Source organism: Pectobacterium nicotianae (assembly GCF_023272715.1).
Lineage (GTDB): Bacteria > Pseudomonadota > Gammaproteobacteria > Enterobacterales > Enterobacteriaceae > Pectobacterium > Pectobacterium brasiliense.
On the sequence record NZ_CP096821.1, the window covers coordinates 3,870,283 to 3,893,833 of the forward strand.

Here is a 23,551-nt window from a genome sequence, read left to right on the forward strand (position 1 = left end):
TCATTGAGGAAGTAACCATGAACTCACCACTTACACAAGGCGTTCACCATATTGGTTTGACGGTATCAGCATTGGAAGAAAGCGCGCACTTTTTTACCACGCTTCTGGGATGGAAAGAGGTAAAACGAAAAGAGGATTATCCCGCCATTTTTGTCAGCGATGGAACGATAATGCTCACACTTTGGCAGGTACAAACCAGCGAGCCTGTTCAGTTTGATCGAAAAAGTCATGTCGGCTTGCATCATCTTGCCATTAAGGTTGATAGCAAAGCGGCGCTGTTTGAGATCGCTGAGAAATTATCAGCGCATAACATCAACATTGAATTTGCGCCCGCTCTGGCTAGTGGTGGCCCGGCCATGCATATGATGTGCTATGAGCCAAGCGGGATCCGCATCGAGTTTTACTGGTCAGGTCAGTAAGTGAGACCTAAGAACACCTGACTCATGCGCCACATCAATAATAGCGCTGACATCGCCGCCGCTCACCCTGATTTAAAATTGACCAAAATCAATAAAAAATCAGTAAATACATTAATTTACCTTTCTATACTCCCCATCTTTTGACCTTCCCGTAGGGGGAAGGTGTAACGTCATAGCCTGTGATTCCAGATGATGACTCTATTGAGGGGAAATGATGATGAAGCTAAAGATGATGGCGGCGCTACTCGGTCTGACATTAAGCGGTTCCGGTTTTGCAGCAACAGCTGACGCTAACGCGTTTCTGGCTAAACAAGGACTGGCGGGGAAAACGGTCGAGCAGATCGTCGATGTTATCGATCAATCGCCGCAGGCAAGACCATTGCCCTACAGCGCGTCGATTACCAGCAAAGCACTGAAATTATCCGATGGGCAGCAGCAGTATAGCTATCCGCTGGGAAATAAATTCTATCTTTCATTCGCCCCCTATATTCAGCAAACCCACCCTTGCTTCAATCACAGTTTGTCCGGGTGTCAGGGTGAGCTCGCTAATACCGCATTTGACGTAAAAATCACCGATAAAGCGGGCAATGTTATCGTGCAAAAAACACTGAGTAGCCACCAGAACGGCTTTGTCGGCGTATGGTTACCACGCAATATTGAAGGAACGATTAATGTTACCTATCAGGGACGCGTGGCAAGCTCACCGTTTGCAACCTATGACGACAGTCAGACCTGCATGACGACGCTGCCATTGAAAGAGGCGTAGCAGAAAGCCGGTCGCGAACACGGATTCAGCAACCCAGCGGCATCGCTGGGTTGCTTATTTCAACGGAAAACTGGCGTATTACTGACTTCATCGCCCCCACGATTCACTCACACCACGCCCGTATCCACGCGCTTACCGATATCCTTTAGCTGCGAGTATTTTTCTAACAGGCTGGGTGCGTCGTCCAGACTCATGGCAAACATCCACATGTAGGTCATCACCGAATAGATATGCCCCGCATTGGTTCCGCCGTTAAGCGTCATATACACAATCGTCAGTGAAAACAGGACCGCAGCGGCGGCCCCGATAGCCAGATAGCCCAGCGCCTCACGATCTGACAGGCGAATGCGCAGCCCAGCCAGCACATGGTAATGCTTGGTCAATGAAGCCGCCGTCGCGCTGCTGACAAAGCCAACCTCTTTTTCCAGGCGGTTATTTAATTTGCCAAACAAGGCTTCATTCTTGCGGGTGTAGCTTGGCAGGAACAACGCAAAAAACAGCAGAATGACGATGCAGGCCACGCCCGCCCAGGACTCAATCACCAGCAGCATCACGGCCGCACCGATGATCGACGCCAGCGACGTGATCAGCACTGGAAGGTGGATTTCAAAAAAATCCACGAACTCGCGTGAGAGCGCCACCCGCGCCGCAATGGTTGAGTGGTTATGGTTTTCTTTTCTCTGCGCCAAAATCACGGGTACGGCCAGTGCAGCATAAATACGGGCGAACGTGCGGGTATCCACGCTGCGCCGTGCCGCACCAATCGCCCACATAATGAAAACCATCAGCGCATACAGCACCGCGTGCCAAGGCTGTGCATTCAGAATCGCGTTAATGGCAAAACCCGCCATCAGGGGATAAAGCAGATAAGTCACATTCTCCGCCACCACCAGCAGCAGGGTGAGAATCAGTTTTTTGCCATGCAGCTTGCCAAGTTTTTTAAGGGTGACAGCGGCACTATGCGAAACCTTGACCGGTTCGCTGATATTATGGGTTTGCATGAGAATAGCATCTAACAGAGTTATACTTGAGCGGTTGCTCAAGAACAAAAATTGTATTTGAGCACTTGCTCAAAGTCAACGCGGGGACGGTAATGAAAGAGACGACGAAAGCGCTAAAAGACAAAATCCTTGATGGCGCAATCGAGCTATTTATTGAGAAAGGCATAGAGAAAGTGACAACGCGCGAGCTGGCGGAACACGTTGGTATTTCGCGTAGCCACCTTTATCACTACTTTCCTGACTGGCAGACGCTGTCGATTGAGGCGCTAACGGCGTTTATGCTGGCGGATTTGGAAGAGGTCGCGGCAGAAATCGCCACGTTACCGCCGAAAGAGAAACTGCATGCGCTGGTGAAGAATTACCTGCCGGACACCACGGACGTCATCTGGAATCTGTATGGATCGCTATGGCAGTTGGCCGTTCACAATACCGCGTACGCCGAACTCGCCCATGTCATGACAGCGAAATGGTCTGCCCTGTTGGAAGAGATCATCGCATCAGGCGTCGCGTCCGGAGCTTTTAAAAATACGGATACCCAGCGCGTTTCCCGCCAGCTAGGCGCGCTGTTAAACGGTTACTCTGACTATCTGATTATTAACCCTACTCTCACTGAATTTCAGCAAGCAATTGAAGATATTGATGATTTTATACAACGCGTGTTGTGAAATGCATCCTGCATAGCGATTAATGTGTACACACCGTTCCAATCCCCCATTAATCGCGAATGTTACAGGCCATTTTTGATTGGACGTTACTAATCAGATAGGTATGCTTCGTCAGCATTTCGAACTGGATGACATCATTTTCAGCCAGAATGGGGATCGCCTCATCGGGGGCATTATCGTTGGTATTCTTACTCATCGCGATATTGTTCACCACCAGACGGTTCCCCTCCCACACTGAATCAAAGCTGAACGTACGCCGAATCGTTAGGGGTACACCATCCTCGCCAATGTAAAAGCCGTTGACCAAAACCAGCGCTCTATTTTGTTTATTGAGATAAAAATAGACATCATATTCCTTTCTGATCTGCTGATCTCCCGCATAGAGCTTTACCTCCCCCTGACACACCAGTGGTTTTCTGTATAAATTGCTTTTTAAATAAAAAAGGGTTCCCAGAGAAAATGAAATAAAAAGCACCAATGTGGTGCAAAAAATTTTCTTTCTAACTTTAATTATTAACATAAGTCACACATCCATTCCCGTCCTTCTTGCAGGAAATAACGATTTCGCTTTTCTTATCCGGCATTCCAGATATAACAATTTTTTTCGACAGGAAGAATAATGTGTTATCTGAACACAGGTTTTCATAGTCGGTTGGGAGAGGATAACCCACGCTGTCATATAAATAGAAAAGATCGCACTTCCCGCTCATCTTCACATCGACAAGGTGTCGATACGGGAAACGGTTTACGTTTCCCAACGCAAGCAGGAAAATCCCAGCGACCATTGTCCAGATGAGAAGGAACCGGATATATTGTTGTTTTTTTACTGGCTCAGGTATGGCGAGGTGCTTTATAGAAAACGGCTTTTTTTCTTCATCACTCTCCTCTTCAACGTTCTTCCCCCCCCCTTTATTTAACGTTTCTTCTTCTCCTCCATCTGCCGTTGGATAGGAAACAATGCTTTCCACGTTAAAAACAATACCTAGCTTAGGAATAGTCACAATCGAATCCGCAAGGTCGAATTCGCGTAATACCTTCCTTAACAGAGATAAATAGTTGTTTAGATTATTAAGAGAAGGGCAAAGCGCGTGCTTTTCTAGTGCCTCCTTTAACAAAAAATCGCGGCTTAGCGTTACCCCCTGATTCTCAATGAGCAAACAGAGCAATCGAGAAATAGGAAAGCTCAGAGAGATTGCTTCATTTTCACGTTCTATCCATGTAAGCGTTCCTTCTCCTTCATTAAAAATGATTAAGTCATTAATCAAATAAACCATACGTGCTTTTCCATCAAGATTAAGAAGCGCTATTCGTTTGTTATAATCAGCCTGATAGATACATCATTTATGATGATAAAACTTATGGAATAGTCTTAAAATCACCATACCACAACGAAAAATACGTTATCTATAAAAGCAAAAACAATTATATACCTCAATTCACAGGCTCTATCTCAGGCAAGGATAAAAACTTACCTATTTATTGTCAAAGATTATTTACCCTTCATTTAAGATATATATAAATAAAAAGACATTTCATTATTTTTACAAACCAACAGATATTCCGCACTAACACACATCAAAGACACGGAATAACAAATAACACATTGAATTAAATAAACTATCTCGATAATTATATTTATAGCTTATAATTTCGCGTCGGAACATGGAAACAAAAAAACAGAACAAAAAACTAAATAAATGTAAATTTAAAACATTTAATCTAAATAAATATAATTAATTCAATATATTTGACCGAAAAACCATTCAACACTACGATACACCCAGTTTCAGAGTCGTTGGTTAGGCAAGCGGAAATATATTCACCGCATGAAACACGACAAATCACCAATCAGTCAGAAAAGACATTACAAAAGAGAAGGCATTACTCGTTGTGCATGAATGCGTGAACATTCATGCGAGTCGTGCTCATTTTTTAAATAAAGTAACCAACCGAGAGAGCATAATATGAAATTATCAAAGATCACCCTGGCATCCCTCATCTCCGTGATATTTTCTGTCGGCGCACATGCCGCAGACTCACATAATGGATCGGTGACGTTCAAAGGAAAAATTATTGATACGCCCTGCTCAGTATCTCAGGATGATTTGCACCAAACGATCGAGTTTGGCGAAATCAGCAAAACGGTGTTGGAAAACGGCGGCACGTCAGAAATCAAACCGTTTGATATCACATTAAAAGATTGCAGCCTGGATACCGCAACCAGTGCCAAAATTGTTTTCTCCGGCGGCGTAGCATCTGGAACCAATAATGAACTGCTGGCATTAAACGGCAGTGCAACCGGTGCGGGTATTGCCGTAGAACGCGTCGGCGAAAAAATTAAATTCGACGGAACCACACCAGCCGTTCCTGCTACACCGCTGGCAAATGGAGATAATACTTTCTCCTTCACGTCTTATGTTGCCAAACTGCCAACGCCACAGGAAGGGGAATCGCCAGTCATCACGACAGGTTCCTTCGCCAGCACGGCTAATTTTGTTGTGTCCTATCAATAAAATTCTATTGCGCTAACAATCTATTGCGCTAACAACAGGGTATCCATAAAAACGGGGAGGCTTCCTCCCCTATTATCCTATTCATTCCACATGTCGAAATACATGAATGGATAACCACAACGCGACATCTTTTCAAGCACCTATTCCTATGGCAATGAAAAATATTACGTTCAAAGAAAAAATAAAACCCGCGCTATTTCGTTACGGTTTTTTTATTTTTTCTTTGAATACAGCATCGCTCAGTGCAACGGAATTTAACGTTAACGTACTGGATGTCGACGATCGTAATGACATTGATCTTAGCCACTTTTCCGATCCCGAATATGTCACACCCGGTACCTATCTTTTATCAATAAAAGTCAACGCGCGTGAAATACAGCAGCAGATGATTAACTACCTGCCGGAAGGCAATCATCGCGCTCGGCCAACAGCCTGTCTCTCGCCCGAACTCGTCAATAAACTGGCGCTGAAAAAAGAGGCGCGTGACAAAGCAGAATTATGGAATAACGGCGCATGTGTCGATCTGACGCCTATTGCTGGCGTCACCGTCTCTAACCAGATAGGCATGGGAACGCTAAATATTACGATCCCACAAGCCTGGCTAGCGTACAGCGATCGCAACTGGATTCCACCCGAACAGTGGGATCACGGCATCGGCGGTGCGCTGCTGGACTATAACCTCGTTGGGAACGTACGCCGTGAGACCAACGGCAGAGGCACATCACACTACCTCAGCAGCTACGGCACCACCGGATTTAATCAGGGAGCCTGGCGCTATCGTGCCGATTATCGCTATTTTCTGCAAAAATCGCGCAACGCGAATCGCGATAGCTTCTCGTGGGATCAGTTTTACGCCTATCGTCCGCTGCCAACGCTTTCAGCCGATCTCAAGCTGGGGGAAATATATTTCAGCAGCAACCTGTTCGATAGCTATCGCTTTACCGGCGTGTCATTAGCCAATAACGAGAACATGCTTCCCCCTTCGCTGCGCGGCTACGCGCCCGAAATTCGCGGCGTCGCCAAGTCCAACGCGACGGTAACCGTGACGCAAAATGGCAGGCTGATCTATGAAACCACCGTACCTGCCGGCCCCTTTGCCATTCAGGATATGAAGAACGGCGTCAGCGGTACGCTGGATGTCCGCGTAACGGAAGAAGACGGCACGGTGACCACGTTCCAGACCGAATCAGCCAACCTGCCTTACCTGACACGGCCGGGACACGTACAGTACAAACTCGCCGCGGGTAAACCTTCGAATACCAACCACCGTCTGCAAGGCCCGGCCTTTTCTGCTGCCGAAGCCTCATGGGGATTATCCAACGCATGGTCGGTGTACGGCGGCAGCATATTGTCCGATGGCTATCAGTCCTGGTCGGCAGGCATAGGGAAAAACCTTTACCTGCTGGGCGCGCTGTCGGCGGATATCACACAGTCACGCGCGACGCTGCCAGCAACGTCCTCGTCGCAGATGGGGCACGCTTTCTCACTTAACTGGTCTAAATATTTCAACTCGTTCGATAGCCAGATCAGTTTTGCGGGCTACCGCTTTTCAGAAAAGACCTACATGAGCATGGCGCAGTATCTCTATGCGCTGAATCTCGATAGCCGCTATCGCAATGAAAAAGAGCGCTACACCATTACGCTCTCCAAAAACTTCGCGACGCGGGAATCATCTCCCCTGCTGAGCGGGCTGTCGACCTACGTGACCTATACGCGCCAAACCTATTGGAATGAAGCAGAGCAGGATCGCTATGGGATTTCGCTAAATAAGTACTTCGATATCGGCGCAGTTAAAGGCATTGCCGCGAATCTCTCGGCCTATCGCACCGAATTCAACCGCCGTACCGATGACAGCCTGTATCTGAGCTTTTCTATCCCGCTCGGCGAGAAGGATCGCCTGAGCTACAGCATGGGGCGCTATAACGACAGCAGCAATCAGGCGCTGACCTATTCCAATAACGCCGATCCGCGCCGCACCTGGAATCTGAGCACCCGGCACGACAGCAAAGAGAATACTTACCTGAGCGGCAACTATACCCATCTGGCACCGATGACGGACGCCACCGTGGGCGTCGCCTGGCAGCAAGATCGCTATACCTACCTGAACGGTTCACTGCGCGGCGGTATTACCGCCACCCGCCACGGCGTCGCAGCACACCCGAAAGGTAATCAGGGCGGCACCCGCATCATGGTCGATACCGAACAAGCGGGCGTGCCGTTCACCGGTAGTCAGGTCGAGACCAACCGCTATGGGCTGGCCGTGATTGCTGGCACCAGCAGCTACTACGACGTATCGACCCGCATTGATCTTCAAAAATTACCGCAACACATTGAAGCGGTGACGACGGTCGTTCAGGGCACGCTGACCGAAGGTGCCATTGGCTACCGTAAATTCGACGTGGTGAGCGGGGCAAAAATCATGGCGCACGTCGCGCTGGCCGATGGCAAAAATCCCCCGTTCGCCGCCCAGATCAAAAATAAGAAAGGCCGCGATATCGCCATGATCACCAACGGCGGGCAGGCCTATATCACGGGCGTATCGCCTGACGAAACGCTGTCCGTCATCTGGGAGGGCAGAACACAGTGCGCCATCACCCTACCCGCCACCTTAAATCACCTTGATGCCCTGCTGCTTCCTTGTAAATAAGCGGCGCGAAGAAAGAGAAAAATCTGGAGAGTACGTTATGAAACACACATTTTATCAGCGAGCAGCAGGATTCCTCATCGGCTGCCTGTTTTTGATGCCCACAGCCTATAGCGCCCTGAGCCTCGATCGCACCCGCGTTATTTTTAACGATGAGGAGCAATCGGCGACGGTCATGTTGATGAACCAAAACGTGGAGAACCCGTTTCTGGCGCAGTCCTGGCTGACGGATGATCGGCACAATAAAGTGACGACACCGCTGATGGTATTGCCGCCGCTACAGCGCATAGAAGCGAAAGGATATAGCCTGATCCGTCTGGTCAAAACAGAACAAATCAGCCAATTGCCAACCGACCGCGAATCGTTGTTTTACCTTAACGTCCGGGAAATTCCCCCCAAGACGGACAAGCCCAACGTATTACAGATAGCCATTCAGTCTGAAATTAAGGTGTTCTTCCGCCCCCGTGGCGTAAAGCCAGCCAAAGACGAAATATGGCAGGAAAAACTGATCGTCCGCAAAACGGGAAACACCTTTCAGGTAGAAAACCCCACGCCGTACTACATCACGGTCAGCGGCATCCTGAAACAGCCCAAAGCGACGCGCGCCAACCCCACCAGCCTGCTGAAGGGAAACGCCTTTATGGTCGCGCCACGCTCAACGCTGTCGGTTGAGGTGAATGACGGCGCGGTCGATCGCTTCTATCTGTACTACGTCAACGATTACGGCGGCCATCTGGAGTTGCCTTTTACCTGCGCACAAAACCAGTGCCAGCCCGCCATCCGTAAATAAGCCACAGGGAACCGCTATGTCTTGGTTAGCTGCTCGTCAACATCGCCATGTCGCCCTCTGCGCGTCGCTCTTTTTCGGCTTAACGGCGTTTAACGCCAGCGCGCTGGAATGCCGGCTGGGCACCGTGACAGGCCCGGTAAACGACTATGAGGATATTGGTACGCTAAAAATCCCTGCAACCTTGCCAATTGGCAGCCGTCTGTGGACATCAAAACCCTATACCCGCAGCCTGGCCTGCTGGGCGTATCAATCCGTGCGCCCGCAGGGTGAGATGTCCTATTTCTATCCCAACCCTGAAGGCAAAGTCATCAGCCAAGGGGTCGGGATTGGCATCATCTATAACGGGCAGGATCTCGGGGTGATTACCAACGGCGGCACCACCGCATCTCGCGTCTCCACGGGGCAGTGGATCTTACCCGGTCCAAGCGGCTCGTCACCGCCGTCCAACCCGACCATGCTAAACGTTACGGTGCAGCTCTACCTCGAAAAAACGGGAAATATCACCGATACCACGGCGGGCGTCGATTCGCTACGCGTCTTCCAGATCGACGGTGAAGGAGGCATCAACAACAAACCCAACAGCAACTATGGCCTCAGCCTGTCAGGACTACACGGCATCGACATTATGCAGTGTGCCGCGAAAATCAACGTCTCGCCCGACAGCTATGTCGATTTTGGTACGGTCCGAGCGTGGTCAGGTACGGAGGCTAACGTGCTGGCACAAACGGAATTCCACATCAACGTATCGACCGACGGCGGAGAAGACTGCGGCAAGGGTTTCGACCTGGACATCAACTTTGATGCTTCGTCGCGGGGAAATTCACTCGTCGGGATAGACGGCATGAACATGGGAAATGGCGCTACGTTGAAGATCGAAGATACACGCAGCGGCAATAACGTGGTGTTTAACCAGTTCATCGGTCTGGTTGACGGCTTGACGGCATCAAGCGGCCAGGTTGAACGGCGTTATACGGCTCGGCTCTATGCCGCCGGCCCCGCAGTGGTAGGCGATACCGAGAAAAATATTATCCTACGGTTTAATTATCATTAATCCGTCTTCCTACGCGAGATCGTAACGATGATAAAGCACAACAATACGGTAGCGAAAGCCACGTCGCGCAACCCGCTGCTCGCCTTCACGTTTGGCGTCATGGTGCTGTCTTCAGGTACATCCTTTGCGCAGCAGAGGACCATGCTGGACGATCACGAAGTGACCTTCCACGTTTTAGTCGTCAACGCCGCCTGTAATGTGAGTACGGAGAGCAAGGCGATTGTGGTGGACATGAGTGAAGTCTCTGACCGCACGTTAAAAGCCAATCGCTACGGCGACTGGCATGACTTCACGATTAACCTCACGGACTGCAATCTGGATACCTACCAAAACGTCACTATCCGTTTTTCAGGCAAAGAAGAACCGCTCTTGCCCAAGCGGCTGGCGCTGGATACGCCTTCCGGTGCCAAAGGCATCGCAGTTGGCATTTATCATGCGAACAAACTGGTCGGCATCAACAGCAGCACGGACCGCATTGTGCTGCAAAGCGGAGACAACACTATTCCCTTTTCGGCCCGCATCGAAAAGATACGCGACGATCTGATTCAGTCCGGCGATTTCATGGCAACGGCGAATTTTACCTTAAGCTATTTATAGCGGGGCTACCCCCTATTCCGCCATCAGCTCACGCAGCATGCGCTCAGGGTTATTCAGGAAAGCACGCGTGATTTGGTAGTGCTCCGTGTCTTCATACGCGACCTGCTGTATGCCGTCTTCACCGAACTGAAAGATAGTGGCATCGGGATACGCCATCAGAATCGGAGAGTGCGTCGCGATAACAAACTGCGATCCTTCACGGATGAGATCGTGCATGCGGGCGATCGCACTTAATTGCCTGCTGGGCGACAGCGCCGCTTCCGGTTCGTCGAGCAGATAAATCCCCTCTTTACCAAAACGATTGAGCAGCAGTGCCATAAAGGATTCGCCGTGGGATTGCTCATGCAGCGAATGGCCACCATAAGAGTCAATCACCGGCGGATCAAAACCAGGTTCGCTATCCAGCCGTTCAATCTCCGTCGCGACATTGAAGAAGCTCTCCGCGCGTAGGAAGAAACCGTTTTTAGGCTTCTTGATGCCTTTCGCCACCCGCAGGAAATTCGACAGTCTGGAGTGCGAGGTACGCGTACCGAAGTTGAAATTGCGGGTGCCGCCTTCCGGGTTGAACCCCATCGAAACGGCAATGGCTTCCAACAGCGTGGATTTTCCCGCACCATTTTCGCCGATAAAAAAAGTGACTTTCGGGTGCAGTTCCAGTTTATCCAGCGAGCGAATAGACGGAATAGAAAACGGATAGGCCTCGAATGAATCCACCTTTTCGTGAACCAGTGCGACTCTGCTGATGTATTGCGTTGAGATCATTCTCTGTCTTCCTGACGGGTAATGATGGTGAGTGAATAGCGTGTTTTTTCCATTACCTTAGCAAACGAATAAAAAGCGTCAATGTCTGATACGCCTCCCCCGTCAGGCTGTGACCGCCGTCGCAGACGTGATATTTCCTCACTTTTTCCTAATCGCGCTGGCCGCCTTCATTTTCGCCGCCACTGTGGAGTAGCCCAACGCATGCTGGGCATCTGCACATGGTTATTCCTTTCACTCATTTTCTATAACACTTTCGTAACCTACCTACGCGGGGTGTAAAAATGACAACGACAATAACCGAATCATCTAACCACACCAGAGAGGCGTATCTCGCCTCAGCCATTGCCAAATTCTTCAAGCGTATTATCCCGATGCTGGCCATTATGTTGATTATTAATCAGATAGATAGGTCAAATATCGGATTTATAAAAGCAGAACTCCAGACCGATGCCGGTATCAGCGCGGCGGCATTTGGCCTTGGCGCAGGGCTTTTCTTTATCGGCTATGCGCTGTTTGAAGTCCCCAGCAACCTGATGATGAAGAAATTCGGGGCGCGGGTGTGGCTGACACGCATCATGATTACCTGGGGAGCCGTCGTGGTCGCGACAGGCTTTGTCACTAGCCCGATGCAGTTTTATGTCCTGCGTTTTTTGCTCGGCGTAGCCGAAGCGGGTTTCTTCCCCGGCGTGCTGTATTACTTCCGGCTCTGGGTGCCCAACGCCTGGCGTGGCCGGGCAACGGCGCTGATCCTCAGCGCCAGCGCGGGGGCGTTTCTCTTCTCCGGCCCGATTACGGGAGCCATCCTGATGATGCATGATTTCCTCGGCATCGCAGGCTGGAAATGGGTGATGTTTTTAGAAGGCGCGGGATCGATTCTGGTCGGGATTCTGGCAGCCTTTGTGCTGGTATCCAGCCCTGATAAAGCCCGCTGGCTCAGCGCAGAAGAGAAGCAGGCGCTCGGGCAACAGCTACAGCAGGAAGAAATAGAGCGCGATGCACAGCAGGAAAACACCGGAAAACTGCGCTTACTAACGGACCGCAGGACACTGTTCTACTGTGCCATCTTCTTTACCATGACAATGACGGGCTACACGCTAGTGTTCTGGCTCCCGCAGATTATCCAACGCATTCAGGGATTCAGCAGTTTCGGTATCGGGCTGCTCACCGCTATACCCTGGCTGTGCGCCATCATCGCCATCAATCTGGTTGGTAAATTTAGCGACAAACATCGCCAGCACTTACCTAAAGCGCTGGGCGTCGCCATGCTGATTGCCGCCTGCGGCACGTTTATGGCGACGATCGGATCGCCGTGGTTCGGCTTCTTCGCCATGATCGTTGCCTGCATTGGATCAAAGGTCAGCGCCACCTTCTTCTGGCCGATGCCGCAGGGCAACCTGCCTGCCTCCATCGTCGCACCGGGGATCGCCCTGATCAACTCCATCGGCAACCTCGGGGGCTTCGTCGCGCCTACCGTCTTTGGCTATCTGGAATTAAAAACCGGCAGCACAACGGGCGGGCTCTATTCCCTGACTGCGGTTTCCGTCGTGACCGGCCTGTTCTTATTGCTGCGTAACACACATACCACGCCGCCTAGTTCATTCAAACCTATGGAGCATCGAAATGTCTGACAGCCCTATCATTAAAAAAATGGAGGTCATTCCGGTCGCCGGATATGACAGCATGCTTTTGAATATTGGCGGTGCGCACAACTGCTACTTCACCCGAATTCTGGTGACGCTGACAGACAGCGCTGGCCATACCGGCGTAGGAGAATGCCCCTGCCATTCCAGCACGCTCGCGGTGCTCAACGATTTTATTCCGCAGGTGGAGGGAACCTCATTACTCAAGTTGAACACGACGTTGAGCACGCTGTTTAAAAGCGATAAGCGCAACCTGAGTAGCGGGCAGAGCGATAACACCGCAATTCACATTCCACAGATGAACCCGGAGAAATTTTATAACGCGGTAGCAGCGACGGAAGCCGCCCTACTGGATCTGACCGGGCAGTTCTTAAACCTTCAGGTCGCGGAACTGCTGGCCAGCGGAAAGCATCGCGAGTCGATTCCGATTCTCGGATACCTTTTTTACATCGCCGACCGCACGAAAACCGACATGAATTACCTGCCCGGCGAAACCGGAAAACATGACTGGTTTTATCTGCGCCATCAGGCAGCCATGGACAGCGATGGCGTGATCCGTCTGGCGGAAGCCGCCAGCGATCTTTACGGCTTTAACGATTTCAAACTCAAGGGCGGCGTGCATCACGGCGAAAAAGAGGTCGAGACGGTAAAAGCGCTGCTGCGTCACTTCCCCGGCTCGCGGGTTACCGTAGATCCCAACGCCAGCTGGTCTCTGGATGAATCGATACGTTTGGGGCGGGAGCTACAGGGGCAAATACCGTATCTGGAAGACCCGTGCGGCGCAGAGAACGGCTATTCCGGCCGGGAAACCCTCGCCGAATTCCGACGCGCCACTAACATTCCCGTGGCAACCAATATGATTGCTAACGACTGGCGTCAGCTTAACCACGCGCTCCAGTTGAACACTATCGATATTCCGCTGGCCGACCCGCACTTCTGGACCATGCGCCATGCCAACACCGTGGCGCAGCTGTGCCAGGAATGGGGACTGATTACAGGCTGCCATTCCAACAACCATTTCGATATCTCGCTCGCCATGGTCGCGCATCTGGGTGCAGCCGCACCGGGCGAACGCATCACGCCGTTTGATACCCACTGGATATGGCAGGATGGACAGCAGCTCACGCATGAATCCCCGCGAATTGAAAAAGGCCATTTGCACTTGCCGGAAGGGCCAGGATTAGGGATTACGCTGAACAGGAAACGGGTAGAGGAGGCGCATCGGCTTTATCAGTCACTACCGGATAAAAACCGTAACGACGCGCTCGGAATGCAGTTTTTAATCCCCAACTGGTCGTTTAACGCTAAACGGCCCTCGCTGGTTCGTTGATAACATCCCCCGCCGATGCTGTCGGCGGGGGATGATGTTTTACTTAAGATTTAGACAGCATTATCGATCATCAGAAAGCGTTGATCGTCAAAAAGCATAGTTAACGGTCATCGAGACGCTACGCGGCGTGCCATACACGGCATAAGGTGCAAGGTAGTCGCTATACTCTTTATCGAATAAATTATTGATGTTCGCCTGTACCGCCAGCTGTTTGGTCACCTGATAGCGGCCAAACAGATTAACCAGCGCGTAGCTGCCCTGCTCGGCGCGCAGGGTGGTGTTTTGCGGGCCAGAGCCCTCCTGCCAGATACCATTTTGCCAGTTCACGCCGCCGCCAACGGTCAACTCCGGCAACGTTGGCAACTGGTAGCGGGTAAACAGCTTGAACGACGTGCGCGGCTGATCTGGGTTAACCGACTTACCGTCCTGATCGTCAACAACATAGCGCGTACCGCCAAACGTCATTTGCAGGTTATCCGTCACCGCGCCGTTCACTTCAAATTCGATCCCTTTGCTGACGACACCATCAACAGACTCGTAAGCCGTTTCTTGTGTCACCACATTCTTCTCAAGCGCAGTTTGAGCTACGCGATCCTGCTCAATTCGGAAGACCGCAACTGAAGCCGTCAGGCGACTGTTATACCAATCCCCCTTCACACCCGCTTCATAATTTTTCCCAGTTGTAGGAGACAGATATTGATTATCTACACCTTTTTTCGTTTGTGGCTGGAAGATATCGGTATAGCTGGCATACGTTGACCAGGTATCGTTGATGTCATACACCAAGCCAACATAAGGCGTCACACGATTCTTACTGGTATTTCCTGTCGTTCCAACGATGCTCCAGTCGGTATAACGTGCGCCAGCAATCAGGTGCAATGGATCCGTTAACGAGAATCGTGCCGAGGTATAGAGGGATTTTTGTCGTGTGGTTGAGTGCTCATAATCATTATTCCAGAGCCCCGGCACAAAAGTGCTACCCACCCAAGACCCCCATGTAGGATCGGCAATATTGCCATTCCAGTTGTAGAAATTGCCCATATCCGCAGGGCTTATCGTCGATTGGGCATTAGCGAATTGATTACGCTGCCGAGTATAGCTACCGCCTACCATCAACTCATGCTGGCGTCCCAGTAATTCGAACGGGCCAGACGCGTAAGTATCAATCGCATCAACCTTACGGGTTCCCTTATTCCATCCGCCATAAGCACCGACATTACCGCCGAACGGATCAACCAGTATCCCGGTATCTTTATCTGGGAACCCATTGGCATACATCAGCTTGGAATCGAAGTTGGTTTCACCATGCGTCCCGTTCATACGCACCTGCCAGCCGTTATCAAAACTCTGAGTCAGATCGGCAAAAACCTTCTTCGAGGTTTTATCCGAGTAGCTCCAGTTTGGTGCGGTGTTAAAACTACGGCCGAAATGCGTACGACTGCCGTCAGTGAACCACGTCGGCAATCCGCCCCACGTTGGGCTATCGGTATTGCTTTCCTGATAATCATAACCGAGGGAGATCGTCGTCGAATCGGTAACATCAGCATCGATCACGCCATAGAGGAATTTTTTGCGGCTGTGGTAACGATCGAGCCAGGTGTCGTTATCCTGATAGCCCGTAATCACGCGCCCACGCACATTGCCGGACTCCGTCAGCGGCGCAGACAGATCGGCCACCATCCGCTGTTTATCCCACGAGCCGTAGCTGCCGGATACCGAGCCTTTAAATTCACGACTATCGGCATGCTTGCGCACCATGTTTACTGCCGCGGCAGGATTGCCCGTTCCCGTCATCAATCCCGTCGCTCCGCGCACCACTTCGATACGATCATAGATTGCAGTATCAGAAGCGGAATCACCGAAATCCCAAATTTCGTCTACGACCGTAGGAATTCCATCGAACAGATAGTTATTAATCTGGAAGCCACGCGCAAAATACGTCATACGCTCGGAGTCGATAATTTTAGAGGACACACCGGTCGTGTTCGCCATGACCTCGCCAATCGTTTGCAGGCCCTGATCTTCGATACGCTGCTGGCTGATGACGCTCACCGACTGCGGGATATCACGCGGCGTCAGCGTCATCTTCGTTCCGGCGTTAGTGACTTTCACGCTGTAATCCTGCGGGTCGCTAGCCTCGGCGTTAGCATTGGCGTTCGCGCTGACAACGAGCGTATCGCCTGAAGCTGGGTTTTCTTCGGCAGCGACCTGAGCAGGCAGGAAAGAGGCTGAAATCAACAGGGCAAGAAGAGAGACTCCGAATGGTTTTACTCCGGCCAGCGAAGAATCACAAACGCGCGTTTTTCCGGCGCGAGTAACTCTAAAAGACATGGTATATCCTCGGTTAACTGATGGTGATTTTGGCGAGATGCTGAGGCGTGTCTTGTCAACATTTGCACAGAAAAGTAAATGATAACTATACGCATTATTATTGTCATTTCAACGTAAGGATTAATTTACTTAAAATACAAATAGATAGAAAAGAACAAATCACCATGCCGTTAACAAGGCATTGTTACAAAAAGAACATACGAGGAATTTATAACAGTCCGCTCAGCCCAAGGACGGCAAGCGGCAGCGCGACGCCTGCTACCAGTGTTTGAACCGCAATCATGCCCGCCATCAACGGTGCATCACCACCCAACTGACGAGCCATGATGTAAGACGACGATGCCGTCGGCAGCGCCTGAAACAGCAGTGCAGCAATCGCGGCCGAGCCAGACAGACCAAAGAGGTAGCAGGCAGCAATCGTCACCAGCGGCATCGCAACAAATTTCGCGCATGATGCCATCACAACAGGCCGCAGCCAGCTACGCGCGGCAGAGAAATCCAGCGCTGCACCCACGCACAGCAGCCCCAGCGGTAGCGACGCCTGTCCCAATGATTTCATTACCGGCTCAATCCCCGGCGACAAACCTAATCCGGTCATCTGCAAAGTAATGCCGATCGCGCAGGCCACCACTAGCGGATTCAGTGCCAGCAGCCGCACGATATTCTTGAATGACGGCGTCCCGGCATTGCCGTAGCGGGCAAAGACCAAGACACAGAGAATATTGACCGTCGGCACAATCGCCGCGTTCGCGACGGCCGCGAGCGCTACGCCGTGTGCGCCAAACAGCCCAGCGGCGGCAGACACACCAACGTAGTTATTAAAACGGACGCCGCCCTGAAATACCGAGGTAAACGCCGCATCATCAACGGGCAATAATCGGCGTACTGCGAGCAACCCGACAGAGACAGCCAACGTTGAGCACACCAGCGTCAGGATCATTGCCGCGACCGGCACGCCATCCAGACGCGCCGTCGCCAGCCCATGCAGAAATAGTGCGGGAAGTAGAATGTAATAACCCAGCCTTTCAGCCTGTGGCCAAAATGCCGCAGCCAAAAAAGATCGCTGGCGTAACCACGATCCCAGCACGATCAGTAACGCGATAGGCAACAGCGCCAGCAGGAGCGAGACGATCATAATCTGACACGCCACGGCGCAGAAGGTGAAAGCGCGAAGGATTGCGGGTTGGACGCCATGGCTCAATACCTGAATTGAAGAAACAGGCACTACCATAGCGGGACTTCTGATGAGAAAAAAACGAGATTAACTCGACATTAGCTCAATTATTTCTCATGGATGGCATCGTCACTAGTCTGCGTTCGGATCGCTTCCGCCAGCGCCGCAGCGAGGCGCGCTGCCGGACGATCTTCGCGCTCCAGTAGCACAACGCGCCGCTGCTGCTGAGGCTCGCCAAAGGGGATACATACCAGATTATCCAAACGACTCACCTCCCGTTCGGACAGCGGAATCACCGCCACGCCAAGCCCGCTGGTGACCATCTGCATAATCGCGTCCTGACTGTCCAGCTCCATATCAGTTTGTACCCGCAACCGCTGGCGACGCAGCTCGCGATCGATGGTTCGCCCAGCCCAGGCACGACGATCGAAACGGATGAAAGGATGATCTTGCAGAAGCTGTCTGGCATCCAGAGACGCCAGCGTCGGTGGCGCAATAATCCAGAATCCTTCCTGATAGAGCGGCGTACTCACCAAGCCGGTTGGGTAAGGTTTTACCGGCTCGGTAGTCACGGCAGCATCCAGTTCACCGGCATCAATGCGAATTGCCAGCTCTGCTGACATCCCCGAATTCACCAGAACACGCAGGCGTGGATGAGCACGCCGCAATGCGGCCAGCGCGGCGGGCAAAACGCCAGCCAACGCAGTCTGGATCGCGCCAATTCGCAGGCGTCCGGCCAACTCCCCGCCCTCGCCTAACTCGGCAGCAATACCGTCATACTGCGCAAGAATGTCCCGCGCCTGCTCCACCGCGCGATGTCCGGCTTCCGTGAGTACCGGAATACGGCGTGAGCGATCGAAAAGCGACACCTTGAAGTCTTCTTCCAGACTGCGGACATGCAGGCTGACGGCCGATTGCGTCAGACACACGGCTTCAGCCGCGCGGGCAAACGATCCATACTGGGCAATCGCGACTAACGTGCGTAAGGCTTTTAACGACATGCAACCCGCTCCCCGGCCTCTATATGTGAATAGAAAAAATGAATAGCAAAACGTGAATGGCAAAATGGCGCGCTATCGAGCAGTCCGTCAGAACAACGTCATGAGAGACTGGAGCCATGCCATGATAGGCAGTAACAATGTCGCCTTTTTGCATAGGTTGCAACATACGTAGACAGAAGGGATGAACGGGAGAAGGATGCCAGCGAAACAGTAATGCATTTCGCTGGCATAAACCGGGCGAGACTCTGAATCTTGATGTGGACACAGAGGAATTAACGATATAAAAATGCTGAAGAGTCAGTGAGTAACGTGTAAATAATGTATTTTTTATTTTTTGATGTAAGACCAAATACCATCCCTTACAGGATTCGGTATTATTTCCCTGGTGCGGCGAATATTGGCTTAATTTTGTGACGCTATCGACATATAATTAGCGTAAAACGTCGTGGCGTAAAATTATAGCACAAGAATAGAAAGCCATAAAAGGTAAAAAGCACCCTTGCCTGACAAAAATAATCATGATAGTCAATCGCTCGAAACTTAATAAGTTAGCAAGATAATAATGATCTATAGACTATTAACCAAAGCTAAATATTAATATTTATTTAATTAACACACCCTCAAGGAGGGCGGAATGTCACCATCAGCGGAACACATGACTGACTACATTCATAATTTGATTACGATGATCGAGTCCTTAAGCGAGCCATGGGGTATTAAGGATTTATCATCACGGCATATTTACATGAACAAAGCAGCCTATTTTTATACAAGCACACCGGAAAGATTTGATATCGAGGGGCGCTTTGATGATGAATTCCCTGCCAGTTGGGCAGAACTCTCCGATGATTTAAAAGAACACGACAGACTGACAGAGAATAGTGAGAAACGGGTGACAGTGATCGAAACACATTACTGGTATGGCAAAAAAACACTCACACCTTGTGTTAGCGAGAAGATTCCTATTTTTGATAGAAACAAGCTCTGTATTGGAACCATGTGGAGTGCCAGACAGTTAGATTCGCGTTCTCCCTTGATCTATATCAATCAGCAAAAACCCACCGTATTACACACGGAAATCGCTACCGATGTTTTTACACCGGCAGAGCTCGACATTATATTTCTGCTATTGCAGCGTTTTTCAAATAAGGAAATTGCCCGAAAAATGAATGTCTCGCCGAAAACAATAGAGAACAGAGTCTATAACATGTACCAAAAAACCGACACGCACTCTCTACCTCAGTTTGAAGCATTTTGTCGGAACCTTGGTGTAGACGGTTATATTCCCCGTTCACTCATCACGAAAGGCATTCAGTTTATATAAGCACATATATCCCTATGGAAAAAATAGATGACTACCCGGTCAGCCGCGTTCCGCTGAGTGTCCGGCTGCCTTTTTTCAATGTGGCATTAGTGCACATCGGCATGTTAACCGCGCTAGACCAGTTTATGTTAGGCGCGGTACTCGGCCATTCCATGACGTTAGGCCAGGCATTTCTCGCCATCTTTATTGGCAGCGCCATTTTTGGCGTAGTGACCGTAGGGCTGGGTTACGCGGGAATGAAAGAAGGGATGTCGGGCAGCCTGCTCGCACGCTGGTGCGGCTTTGGCCGTATTGGCTCCGTCCTGATTGGGCTGGTGATCGCCATTAGCCTCATCGGCTGGTTTGGCGTCCAGAATGCCGTATTCGCCAAAGCGCTTAACTTTGCGATGGCGGATAAGCTCGGCTTTGGCTGGTCTGCTGCGCTGTCCGGCATTGCGCTGACGCTACTGGTTGCCTTTGGTTTCAGGGCGTTGCGCTTCACGGCCAAAATTGCTGTGCCGATGTTTGTTATCGTCGTCGGTTATATTTCGATCATGACGCTCTCCGGCCACAATATTGCTGAACTGATCGCTTCTGCACCTAATGGTGAAGCCATTTCTATTAGCGCTGGCGCAACAATGGTTGTGGGCGGCTGTATCGTCGCGAGTTTGATTACTCCCGATATGACGCGCTATTCCCAAAAAGGGAAACACGTTTTCTGGATGACGATGATGTCGATTATCGTCGGGGAATTTATCGTGAATGGCCTCGCCATCATTATTGCCCGCGCGCTCAATACCGCAGACGTTGTGACGATTATGTCTCAGGCAGCTGGCGGCATCGGGCTAATTGCCGTGATATTTTCGACACTGCGTGTGAACGATATCAACCTTTATTCCTCCTCTTTGGGAATCGCCAATGCAATAGAGGGCGTCACGGGGAAGAAACTACGCTATGTCTCGATCACGCTGGTAATTGGACTCATCGGCACACTGCTTTCCGTTGCCGGTATTCTTGACCGCTTTATCGATTTCCTGACGCTATTAGGCGTACTGTTCCCACCGATTATCGGGGTGATGCTGGTTGATTATTATATTTTGCGCACCCACAAAGTATTGCTCGAAACCAGTCGTGCCGAAGGCCTATTACCCGACAGCGCACAAACACCGCTGATTGGCTGGCCCGCTATTATTGCCAGCATTGCCGGTGCTATCGTCGGATTAGCCTTTGAGTGGGGGGTACCGGCATTTAATTCGCTACTGGCAGCCAGCCTGCTTTATTGGTTAATAAAGTATTACACCAATAACCACGTTTATTTTAGGAAACTCGGGCATAAGCAAAATTTAAAATGAAATAGGTAACAAGATAAAATTAATCTATAATCCAGTCGGCCTCTTCTTACAGAGGCCGATATGTTTTTTACTTAAGCAAAATAGATCCTAAATAATTCGAGTTACATGCAGGCGGCGACGCAGTAAATCCCCTGGAGCTTACCTCAGTAAGTGACTGGGGTGAACGAGGAGCCAACGTACAGGTAACTTGAAGTATAACGGATATAGGCCATGATGGCCTTGGGATGGGGTCTTATATATCAACGAGGAATTCTCTCTCGTGAAATAATAAGGCTGATTAGCAATAGTCATGCTAGGAAAAGGATTTATGCCAAAAATAAAAACACTTCTCACGCCACTAAACTGTCTACTCGTTTTAAGTGGCGCATTGATGGTCAATACGGCAAACGCCGCTGAGGCTTGTGTCGCGGGCAACTGGCAGGTGGATAATTCCATCACCGATATGCCTTCCGTGAAATACCAGACTGAGCACTTTGCCTTCCGCTGGAATAATAACGACGTTAACCGTAATGATGCAGTTGCCGCGGGGCAGAAGCTGGAACAAATTTGGGATAAGTTTATTAAACAAATTGAGTTCCCCGAGCCTTATTGCAAACAGACCGTGAAATATAAAGCCAATATTCACATCGACCCGACCTTTGGGCTCAGCGGAGGTATTGCGGGCGGTGGCAGCATGGGGATGTGGATCGGCCCAGCGTCACTCAAGGATAACTGGGGGCTGGCGCACGAATTTACCCATGCGCTGCAAGGGCAAACCGGCGGCTTCCAGAGTTCAGGCGATAACTACGTTGGCTGGATTTGGGAATCCCACGCGAACTGGATGACGCACCAGATGGATGAATTCCGCGGTACGTCGGCACACTGTTCGGAAATGCAGGTCAACTACTCACATATTTATCTGGGTTCAACGCGTAACCGCTACTGCAACTGGCAGTTTATGGAATACCTGAAGAATCGCTTTGGCTATGGTGCCATCAACGATATGTGGGCAAAAGCGCCGAAATGGGGCGAAAGTGGTCAATCGACTGCCGATCCGCTGTCCGTTTTGCGTAGCAACATGGGCTGGAGCCAGTCTGAATTCAACGACGTCTTCGGCGACTGGGCGATGCACAACGTCAACTGGGATTACGTCGATCCAGACGGTTTCGATCGTGGCCGTTTCTATCGTTCAACCTACGGCGGCTATAGTGCGGTACAACCCAACCAGAATAACGCCGACCGTTTGCTGAGAACCACGACGCTTGAGCCGGTTGTTGGTGCCAGCGCCAGCCTCCGTCGCTTCTCCGTACCGTTCGATCAGGCTCCGCAGCAGTTGGGCTACAACATCGTCCGGCTGATCCCGGAAAGTGGCGCGACGAAAATCACCGTCAAATTCCGTGGCATGGTGCAGAGTAAATCGGCCATTACCCGCTTCCCTGGGCTGAAAAACGATCCGGCAACCATGCCGCAGCCTAATTCCGACTGGCGTTGGGGGATTGTCGCTGTCGGCTCGGACGGCGTTTCTCGCTACAGTGAATTGCAGCGCGGCGCATCTGCCACGGTGAAAAACTTCACGATTCGTCAGGACGATCGCGGCATTTACATGGTGGTCATGGGCACGCCGTCGCAAATGCAGAAGATCAAGTGGGATCAGGCTTATTACTCCCTTTACCGCTATCCGTGGATGGCTGATTTCACCGGCGTCTGGCCGGAAGGCAGCCAGCCTGGCGCACCGAACCCAACCGCTAACGGTTCCCGTCACGCCAACGGCGGCGGCTGGGTATCCAACGCAGCCAATGTCGCCCCTACCGCGTACGTCGGGCCTTACGCTCGCGTCATCGGCGGGACGGTGAGGGATAACGCCAGAATTGAAGATCGTGCAACGATTCTGAGCGGGACAGTGGAAGGACGCGCCGTTGTCAGCGGCCTGACGGTGCTACAGGGCAATACCGTGGTACGCGATAACGCGCGGCTGCATACGGTCTTCATGGGGCCGGGAGCGTTTGAGCGCGGCATTGTGCTGTCAGGCAATGCGCAGATGCGTGGAGATGCGGAAATTCGCGGCACTTCCGCGTCGCAGGGCGTGTTCTATGGCTTTATTGATGAAAATGAAGTCAGAAGCAGCGCAGCGGGTGCTTACCTGACCGAAGCCGTGCCAGAAGTAACGGCCGTTCCGGTCTACAGCACGAAGTAATATCACCACAAAAAAGGATCCGAGAACCACGTTACGTTG

At 51.0% G+C, this 23,551-nt stretch carries 20 protein-coding genes; 13 read left to right on the forward strand and 7 right to left on the reverse strand.

Going from position 1 to position 23,551, the window contains the following annotated elements; genetic code table 11:
- Window positions 1-17 precede the first annotated feature (17 nt).
- Together MYB54_RS17265 and cueP are read left to right on the forward strand one after the other, a co-directional pair.
- Window positions 18-419: a VOC family protein gene (locus MYB54_RS17265; RefSeq protein ID WP_014914345.1), complete on the forward strand. Its 402-nt coding sequence runs from the start codon at window positions 18-20 to the stop codon at window positions 417-419.
- A 214-nt stretch (window positions 420-633) separates the two neighbouring features.
- Window positions 634-1,185 carry a copper-binding periplasmic metallochaperone CueP gene (gene cueP, locus MYB54_RS17270; protein WP_174435748.1) on the forward strand — a complete coding sequence of 184 codons (552 nt, stop codon included), beginning with the start codon at window positions 634-636 and terminating at the stop codon, window positions 1,183-1,185.
- 107 nt (window positions 1,186-1,292) lie between these two features.
- On the opposite strand, the gene MYB54_RS17275 is transcribed toward cueP, so the two are convergent.
- Complete coding sequence (locus tag MYB54_RS17275) at window positions 1,293-2,186, reverse strand: ABC transporter six-transmembrane domain-containing protein (protein ID WP_039461850.1); 894 nt, start codon at window positions 2,184-2,186, stop codon at window positions 1,293-1,295.
- Window positions 2,187-2,278: 92 nt separating this feature from the next.
- On the opposite strand from MYB54_RS17275, the gene MYB54_RS17280 reads away from it, so the two are divergent.
- Window positions 2,279-2,851, forward strand: a complete 573-nt coding sequence (locus MYB54_RS17280) for a TetR/AcrR family transcriptional regulator (protein WP_248721104.1) — start codon at window positions 2,279-2,281, stop codon at window positions 2,849-2,851.
- 49 nt (window positions 2,852-2,900) lie between these two features.
- Here MYB54_RS17280 and MYB54_RS17285 read toward each other — a convergent pair whose 3' ends face one another.
- Window positions 2,901-3,371, reverse strand: coding sequence for a FidL (locus MYB54_RS17285; protein WP_248721105.1), 471 nt, complete (start codon window positions 3,369-3,371; stop codon window positions 2,901-2,903).
- Window positions 3,358-4,125 (reverse strand): winged helix-turn-helix domain-containing protein, encoded by a 768-nt coding sequence (locus MYB54_RS17290; protein WP_248721106.1) that lies wholly within the window; start codon window positions 4,123-4,125, stop codon window positions 3,358-3,360. The genes MYB54_RS17285 and MYB54_RS17290 overlap by 14 nt, the downstream gene beginning before the upstream one ends.
- Window positions 4,126-4,815: 690 nt before the next feature.
- Here MYB54_RS17290 and MYB54_RS17295 point away from each other — a divergent pair.
- The 5 genes from MYB54_RS17295 to MYB54_RS17315 all read left to right on the forward strand — a co-directional run bounded on the left by MYB54_RS17295 (window position 4,816) and on the right by MYB54_RS17315 (window position 10,446).
- The gene (locus tag MYB54_RS17295; RefSeq protein WP_248721107.1) at window positions 4,816-5,364 is read left to right on the forward strand and encodes a fimbrial protein; all 549 of its coding nucleotides are present in this window, start codon (window positions 4,816-4,818) and stop codon (window positions 5,362-5,364) included.
- A gap of 148 nt (window positions 5,365-5,512) precedes the next feature.
- Window positions 5,513-8,011, forward strand: coding sequence for a fimbria/pilus outer membrane usher protein (locus tag MYB54_RS17300; RefSeq protein ID WP_206555196.1), 2,499 nt, complete (start codon window positions 5,513-5,515; stop codon window positions 8,009-8,011).
- 37 nt (window positions 8,012-8,048) lie between these two features.
- Window positions 8,049-8,798: a fimbrial biogenesis chaperone gene (locus MYB54_RS17305; protein WP_014914337.1), complete on the forward strand. Its 750-nt coding sequence runs from the start codon at window positions 8,049-8,051 to the stop codon at window positions 8,796-8,798.
- A gap of 16 nt (window positions 8,799-8,814) precedes the next feature.
- Entirely contained in the window at window positions 8,815-9,849 is a 1,035-nt protein-coding gene (locus tag MYB54_RS17310; RefSeq protein WP_014914336.1) for a hypothetical protein, read from the forward strand.
- A gap of 27 nt (window positions 9,850-9,876) precedes the next feature.
- A complete protein-coding gene (locus MYB54_RS17315; RefSeq protein ID WP_248721108.1) occupies window positions 9,877-10,446 on the forward strand; it encodes a fimbrial protein in 570 nt (189 codons plus the stop codon).
- Window positions 10,447-10,458: 12 nt separating this feature from the next.
- Here MYB54_RS17315 and MYB54_RS17320 read toward each other — a convergent pair whose 3' ends face one another.
- Complete coding sequence (locus tag MYB54_RS17320) at window positions 10,459-11,208, reverse strand: AAA family ATPase (RefSeq protein ID WP_014914332.1); 750 nt, start codon at window positions 11,206-11,208, stop codon at window positions 10,459-10,461.
- A 281-nt stretch (window positions 11,209-11,489) separates the two neighbouring features.
- Here MYB54_RS17320 and MYB54_RS17325 point away from each other — a divergent pair, with 281 nt between their 5' ends.
- Window positions 11,490-12,836, forward strand: a complete 1,347-nt coding sequence (locus MYB54_RS17325; protein WP_039516662.1) for an MFS transporter — start codon at window positions 11,490-11,492, stop codon at window positions 12,834-12,836.
- A complete protein-coding gene (locus MYB54_RS17330) occupies window positions 12,829-14,178 on the forward strand; it encodes an enolase C-terminal domain-like protein (protein WP_248721109.1) in 1,350 nt (449 codons plus the stop codon). The genes MYB54_RS17325 and MYB54_RS17330 overlap by 8 nt, the downstream gene beginning before the upstream one ends.
- Window positions 14,179-14,265: 87 nt before the next feature.
- Here the strand turns inward: MYB54_RS17330 and fhuE are convergent, their stop codons facing one another.
- The 3 genes from fhuE to MYB54_RS17345 all read right to left on the reverse strand — a co-directional run bounded on the left by fhuE (window position 14,266) and on the right by MYB54_RS17345 (window position 18,684).
- Entirely contained in the window at window positions 14,266-16,509 is a 2,244-nt protein-coding gene (gene fhuE, locus MYB54_RS17335; RefSeq protein WP_248721110.1) for a ferric-rhodotorulic acid/ferric-coprogen receptor FhuE, read from the reverse strand.
- 208 nt (window positions 16,510-16,717) lie between these two features.
- Window positions 16,718-17,644, reverse strand: coding sequence for an AEC family transporter (locus MYB54_RS17340; protein WP_248721111.1), 927 nt, complete (start codon window positions 17,642-17,644; stop codon window positions 16,718-16,720).
- Window positions 17,645-17,790: 146 nt separating this feature from the next.
- A complete protein-coding gene (locus MYB54_RS17345; RefSeq protein WP_248721112.1) occupies window positions 17,791-18,684 on the reverse strand; it encodes a LysR family transcriptional regulator in 894 nt (297 codons plus the stop codon).
- 634 nt (window positions 18,685-19,318) lie between these two features.
- Between MYB54_RS17345 and MYB54_RS17350 the strand changes: the two genes are divergently transcribed.
- The 3 genes from MYB54_RS17350 (at window position 19,319) to MYB54_RS17360 (ending at window position 23,512) form a co-directional block, all read left to right on the forward strand.
- A complete protein-coding gene (locus MYB54_RS17350) occupies window positions 19,319-20,008 on the forward strand; it encodes a helix-turn-helix transcriptional regulator (RefSeq protein WP_205594903.1) in 690 nt (229 codons plus the stop codon).
- A gap of 14 nt (window positions 20,009-20,022) precedes the next feature.
- Window positions 20,023-21,339 carry a purine-cytosine permease family protein gene (locus MYB54_RS17355; protein ID WP_248721113.1) on the forward strand — a complete coding sequence of 439 codons (1,317 nt, stop codon included), beginning with the start codon at window positions 20,023-20,025 and terminating at the stop codon, window positions 21,337-21,339.
- 307 nt (window positions 21,340-21,646) lie between these two features.
- Window positions 21,647-23,512, forward strand: a complete 1,866-nt coding sequence (locus MYB54_RS17360) for an Svx/AvrXca family virulence/avirulence protein (protein ID WP_248721114.1) — start codon at window positions 21,647-21,649, stop codon at window positions 23,510-23,512.
- Window positions 23,513-23,551 lie beyond the last annotated feature (39 nt).

Bases quoted from the DNA above. Each gene is read 5' to 3' on its own strand.
- fhuE (WP_248721110.1), bottom strand. From the start codon at position 16,509: ATGTCTTTTAGAGTTACTCGCGCCGGAAAAACGCGCGTTTGTGATTCT.
- MYB54_RS17275 (WP_039461850.1), bottom strand. From the start codon at position 2,186: ATGCAAACCCATAATATCAGCGAACCGGTCAAGGTTTCGCATAGTGCC.
- MYB54_RS17305 (WP_014914337.1), top strand. From the start codon at position 8,049: ATGAAACACACATTTTATCAGCGAGCAGCAGGATTCCTCATCGGCTGC.
- MYB54_RS17340 (WP_248721111.1), bottom strand. From the start codon at position 17,644: ATGATCGTCTCGCTCCTGCTGGCGCTGTTGCCTATCGCGTTACTGATC.
- MYB54_RS17285 (WP_248721105.1), bottom strand. From the start codon at position 3,371: ATGTTAATAATTAAAGTTAGAAAGAAAATTTTTTGCACCACATTGGTG.
- MYB54_RS17315 (WP_248721108.1), top strand. From the start codon at position 9,877: ATGATAAAGCACAACAATACGGTAGCGAAAGCCACGTCGCGCAACCCG.
- MYB54_RS17290 (WP_248721106.1), bottom strand. From the start codon at position 4,125: ATGGTTTATTTGATTAATGACTTAATCATTTTTAATGAAGGAGAAGGA.
- cueP (WP_174435748.1), top strand. From the start codon at position 634: ATGATGAAGCTAAAGATGATGGCGGCGCTACTCGGTCTGACATTAAGC.
- MYB54_RS17280 (WP_248721104.1), top strand. From the start codon at position 2,279: ATGAAAGAGACGACGAAAGCGCTAAAAGACAAAATCCTTGATGGCGCA.
- MYB54_RS17345 (WP_248721112.1), bottom strand. From the start codon at position 18,684: ATGTCGTTAAAAGCCTTACGCACGTTAGTCGCGATTGCCCAGTATGGA.
- MYB54_RS17360 (WP_248721114.1), top strand. From the start codon at position 21,647: ATGCCAAAAATAAAAACACTTCTCACGCCACTAAACTGTCTACTCGTT.
- MYB54_RS17325 (WP_039516662.1), top strand. From the start codon at position 11,490: ATGACAACGACAATAACCGAATCATCTAACCACACCAGAGAGGCGTAT.
- MYB54_RS17320 (WP_014914332.1), bottom strand. From the start codon at position 11,208: ATGATCTCAACGCAATACATCAGCAGAGTCGCACTGGTTCACGAAAAG.
- MYB54_RS17295 (WP_248721107.1), top strand. From the start codon at position 4,816: ATGAAATTATCAAAGATCACCCTGGCATCCCTCATCTCCGTGATATTT.
- MYB54_RS17350 (WP_205594903.1), top strand. From the start codon at position 19,319: ATGTCACCATCAGCGGAACACATGACTGACTACATTCATAATTTGATT.
- MYB54_RS17330 (WP_248721109.1), top strand. From the start codon at position 12,829: ATGTCTGACAGCCCTATCATTAAAAAAATGGAGGTCATTCCGGTCGCC.
- MYB54_RS17310 (WP_014914336.1), top strand. From the start codon at position 8,815: ATGTCTTGGTTAGCTGCTCGTCAACATCGCCATGTCGCCCTCTGCGCG.
- MYB54_RS17355 (WP_248721113.1), top strand. From the start codon at position 20,023: ATGGAAAAAATAGATGACTACCCGGTCAGCCGCGTTCCGCTGAGTGTC.
- MYB54_RS17265 (WP_014914345.1), top strand. From the start codon at position 18: ATGAACTCACCACTTACACAAGGCGTTCACCATATTGGTTTGACGGTA.
- MYB54_RS17300 (WP_206555196.1), top strand. From the start codon at position 5,513: ATGGCAATGAAAAATATTACGTTCAAAGAAAAAATAAAACCCGCGCTA.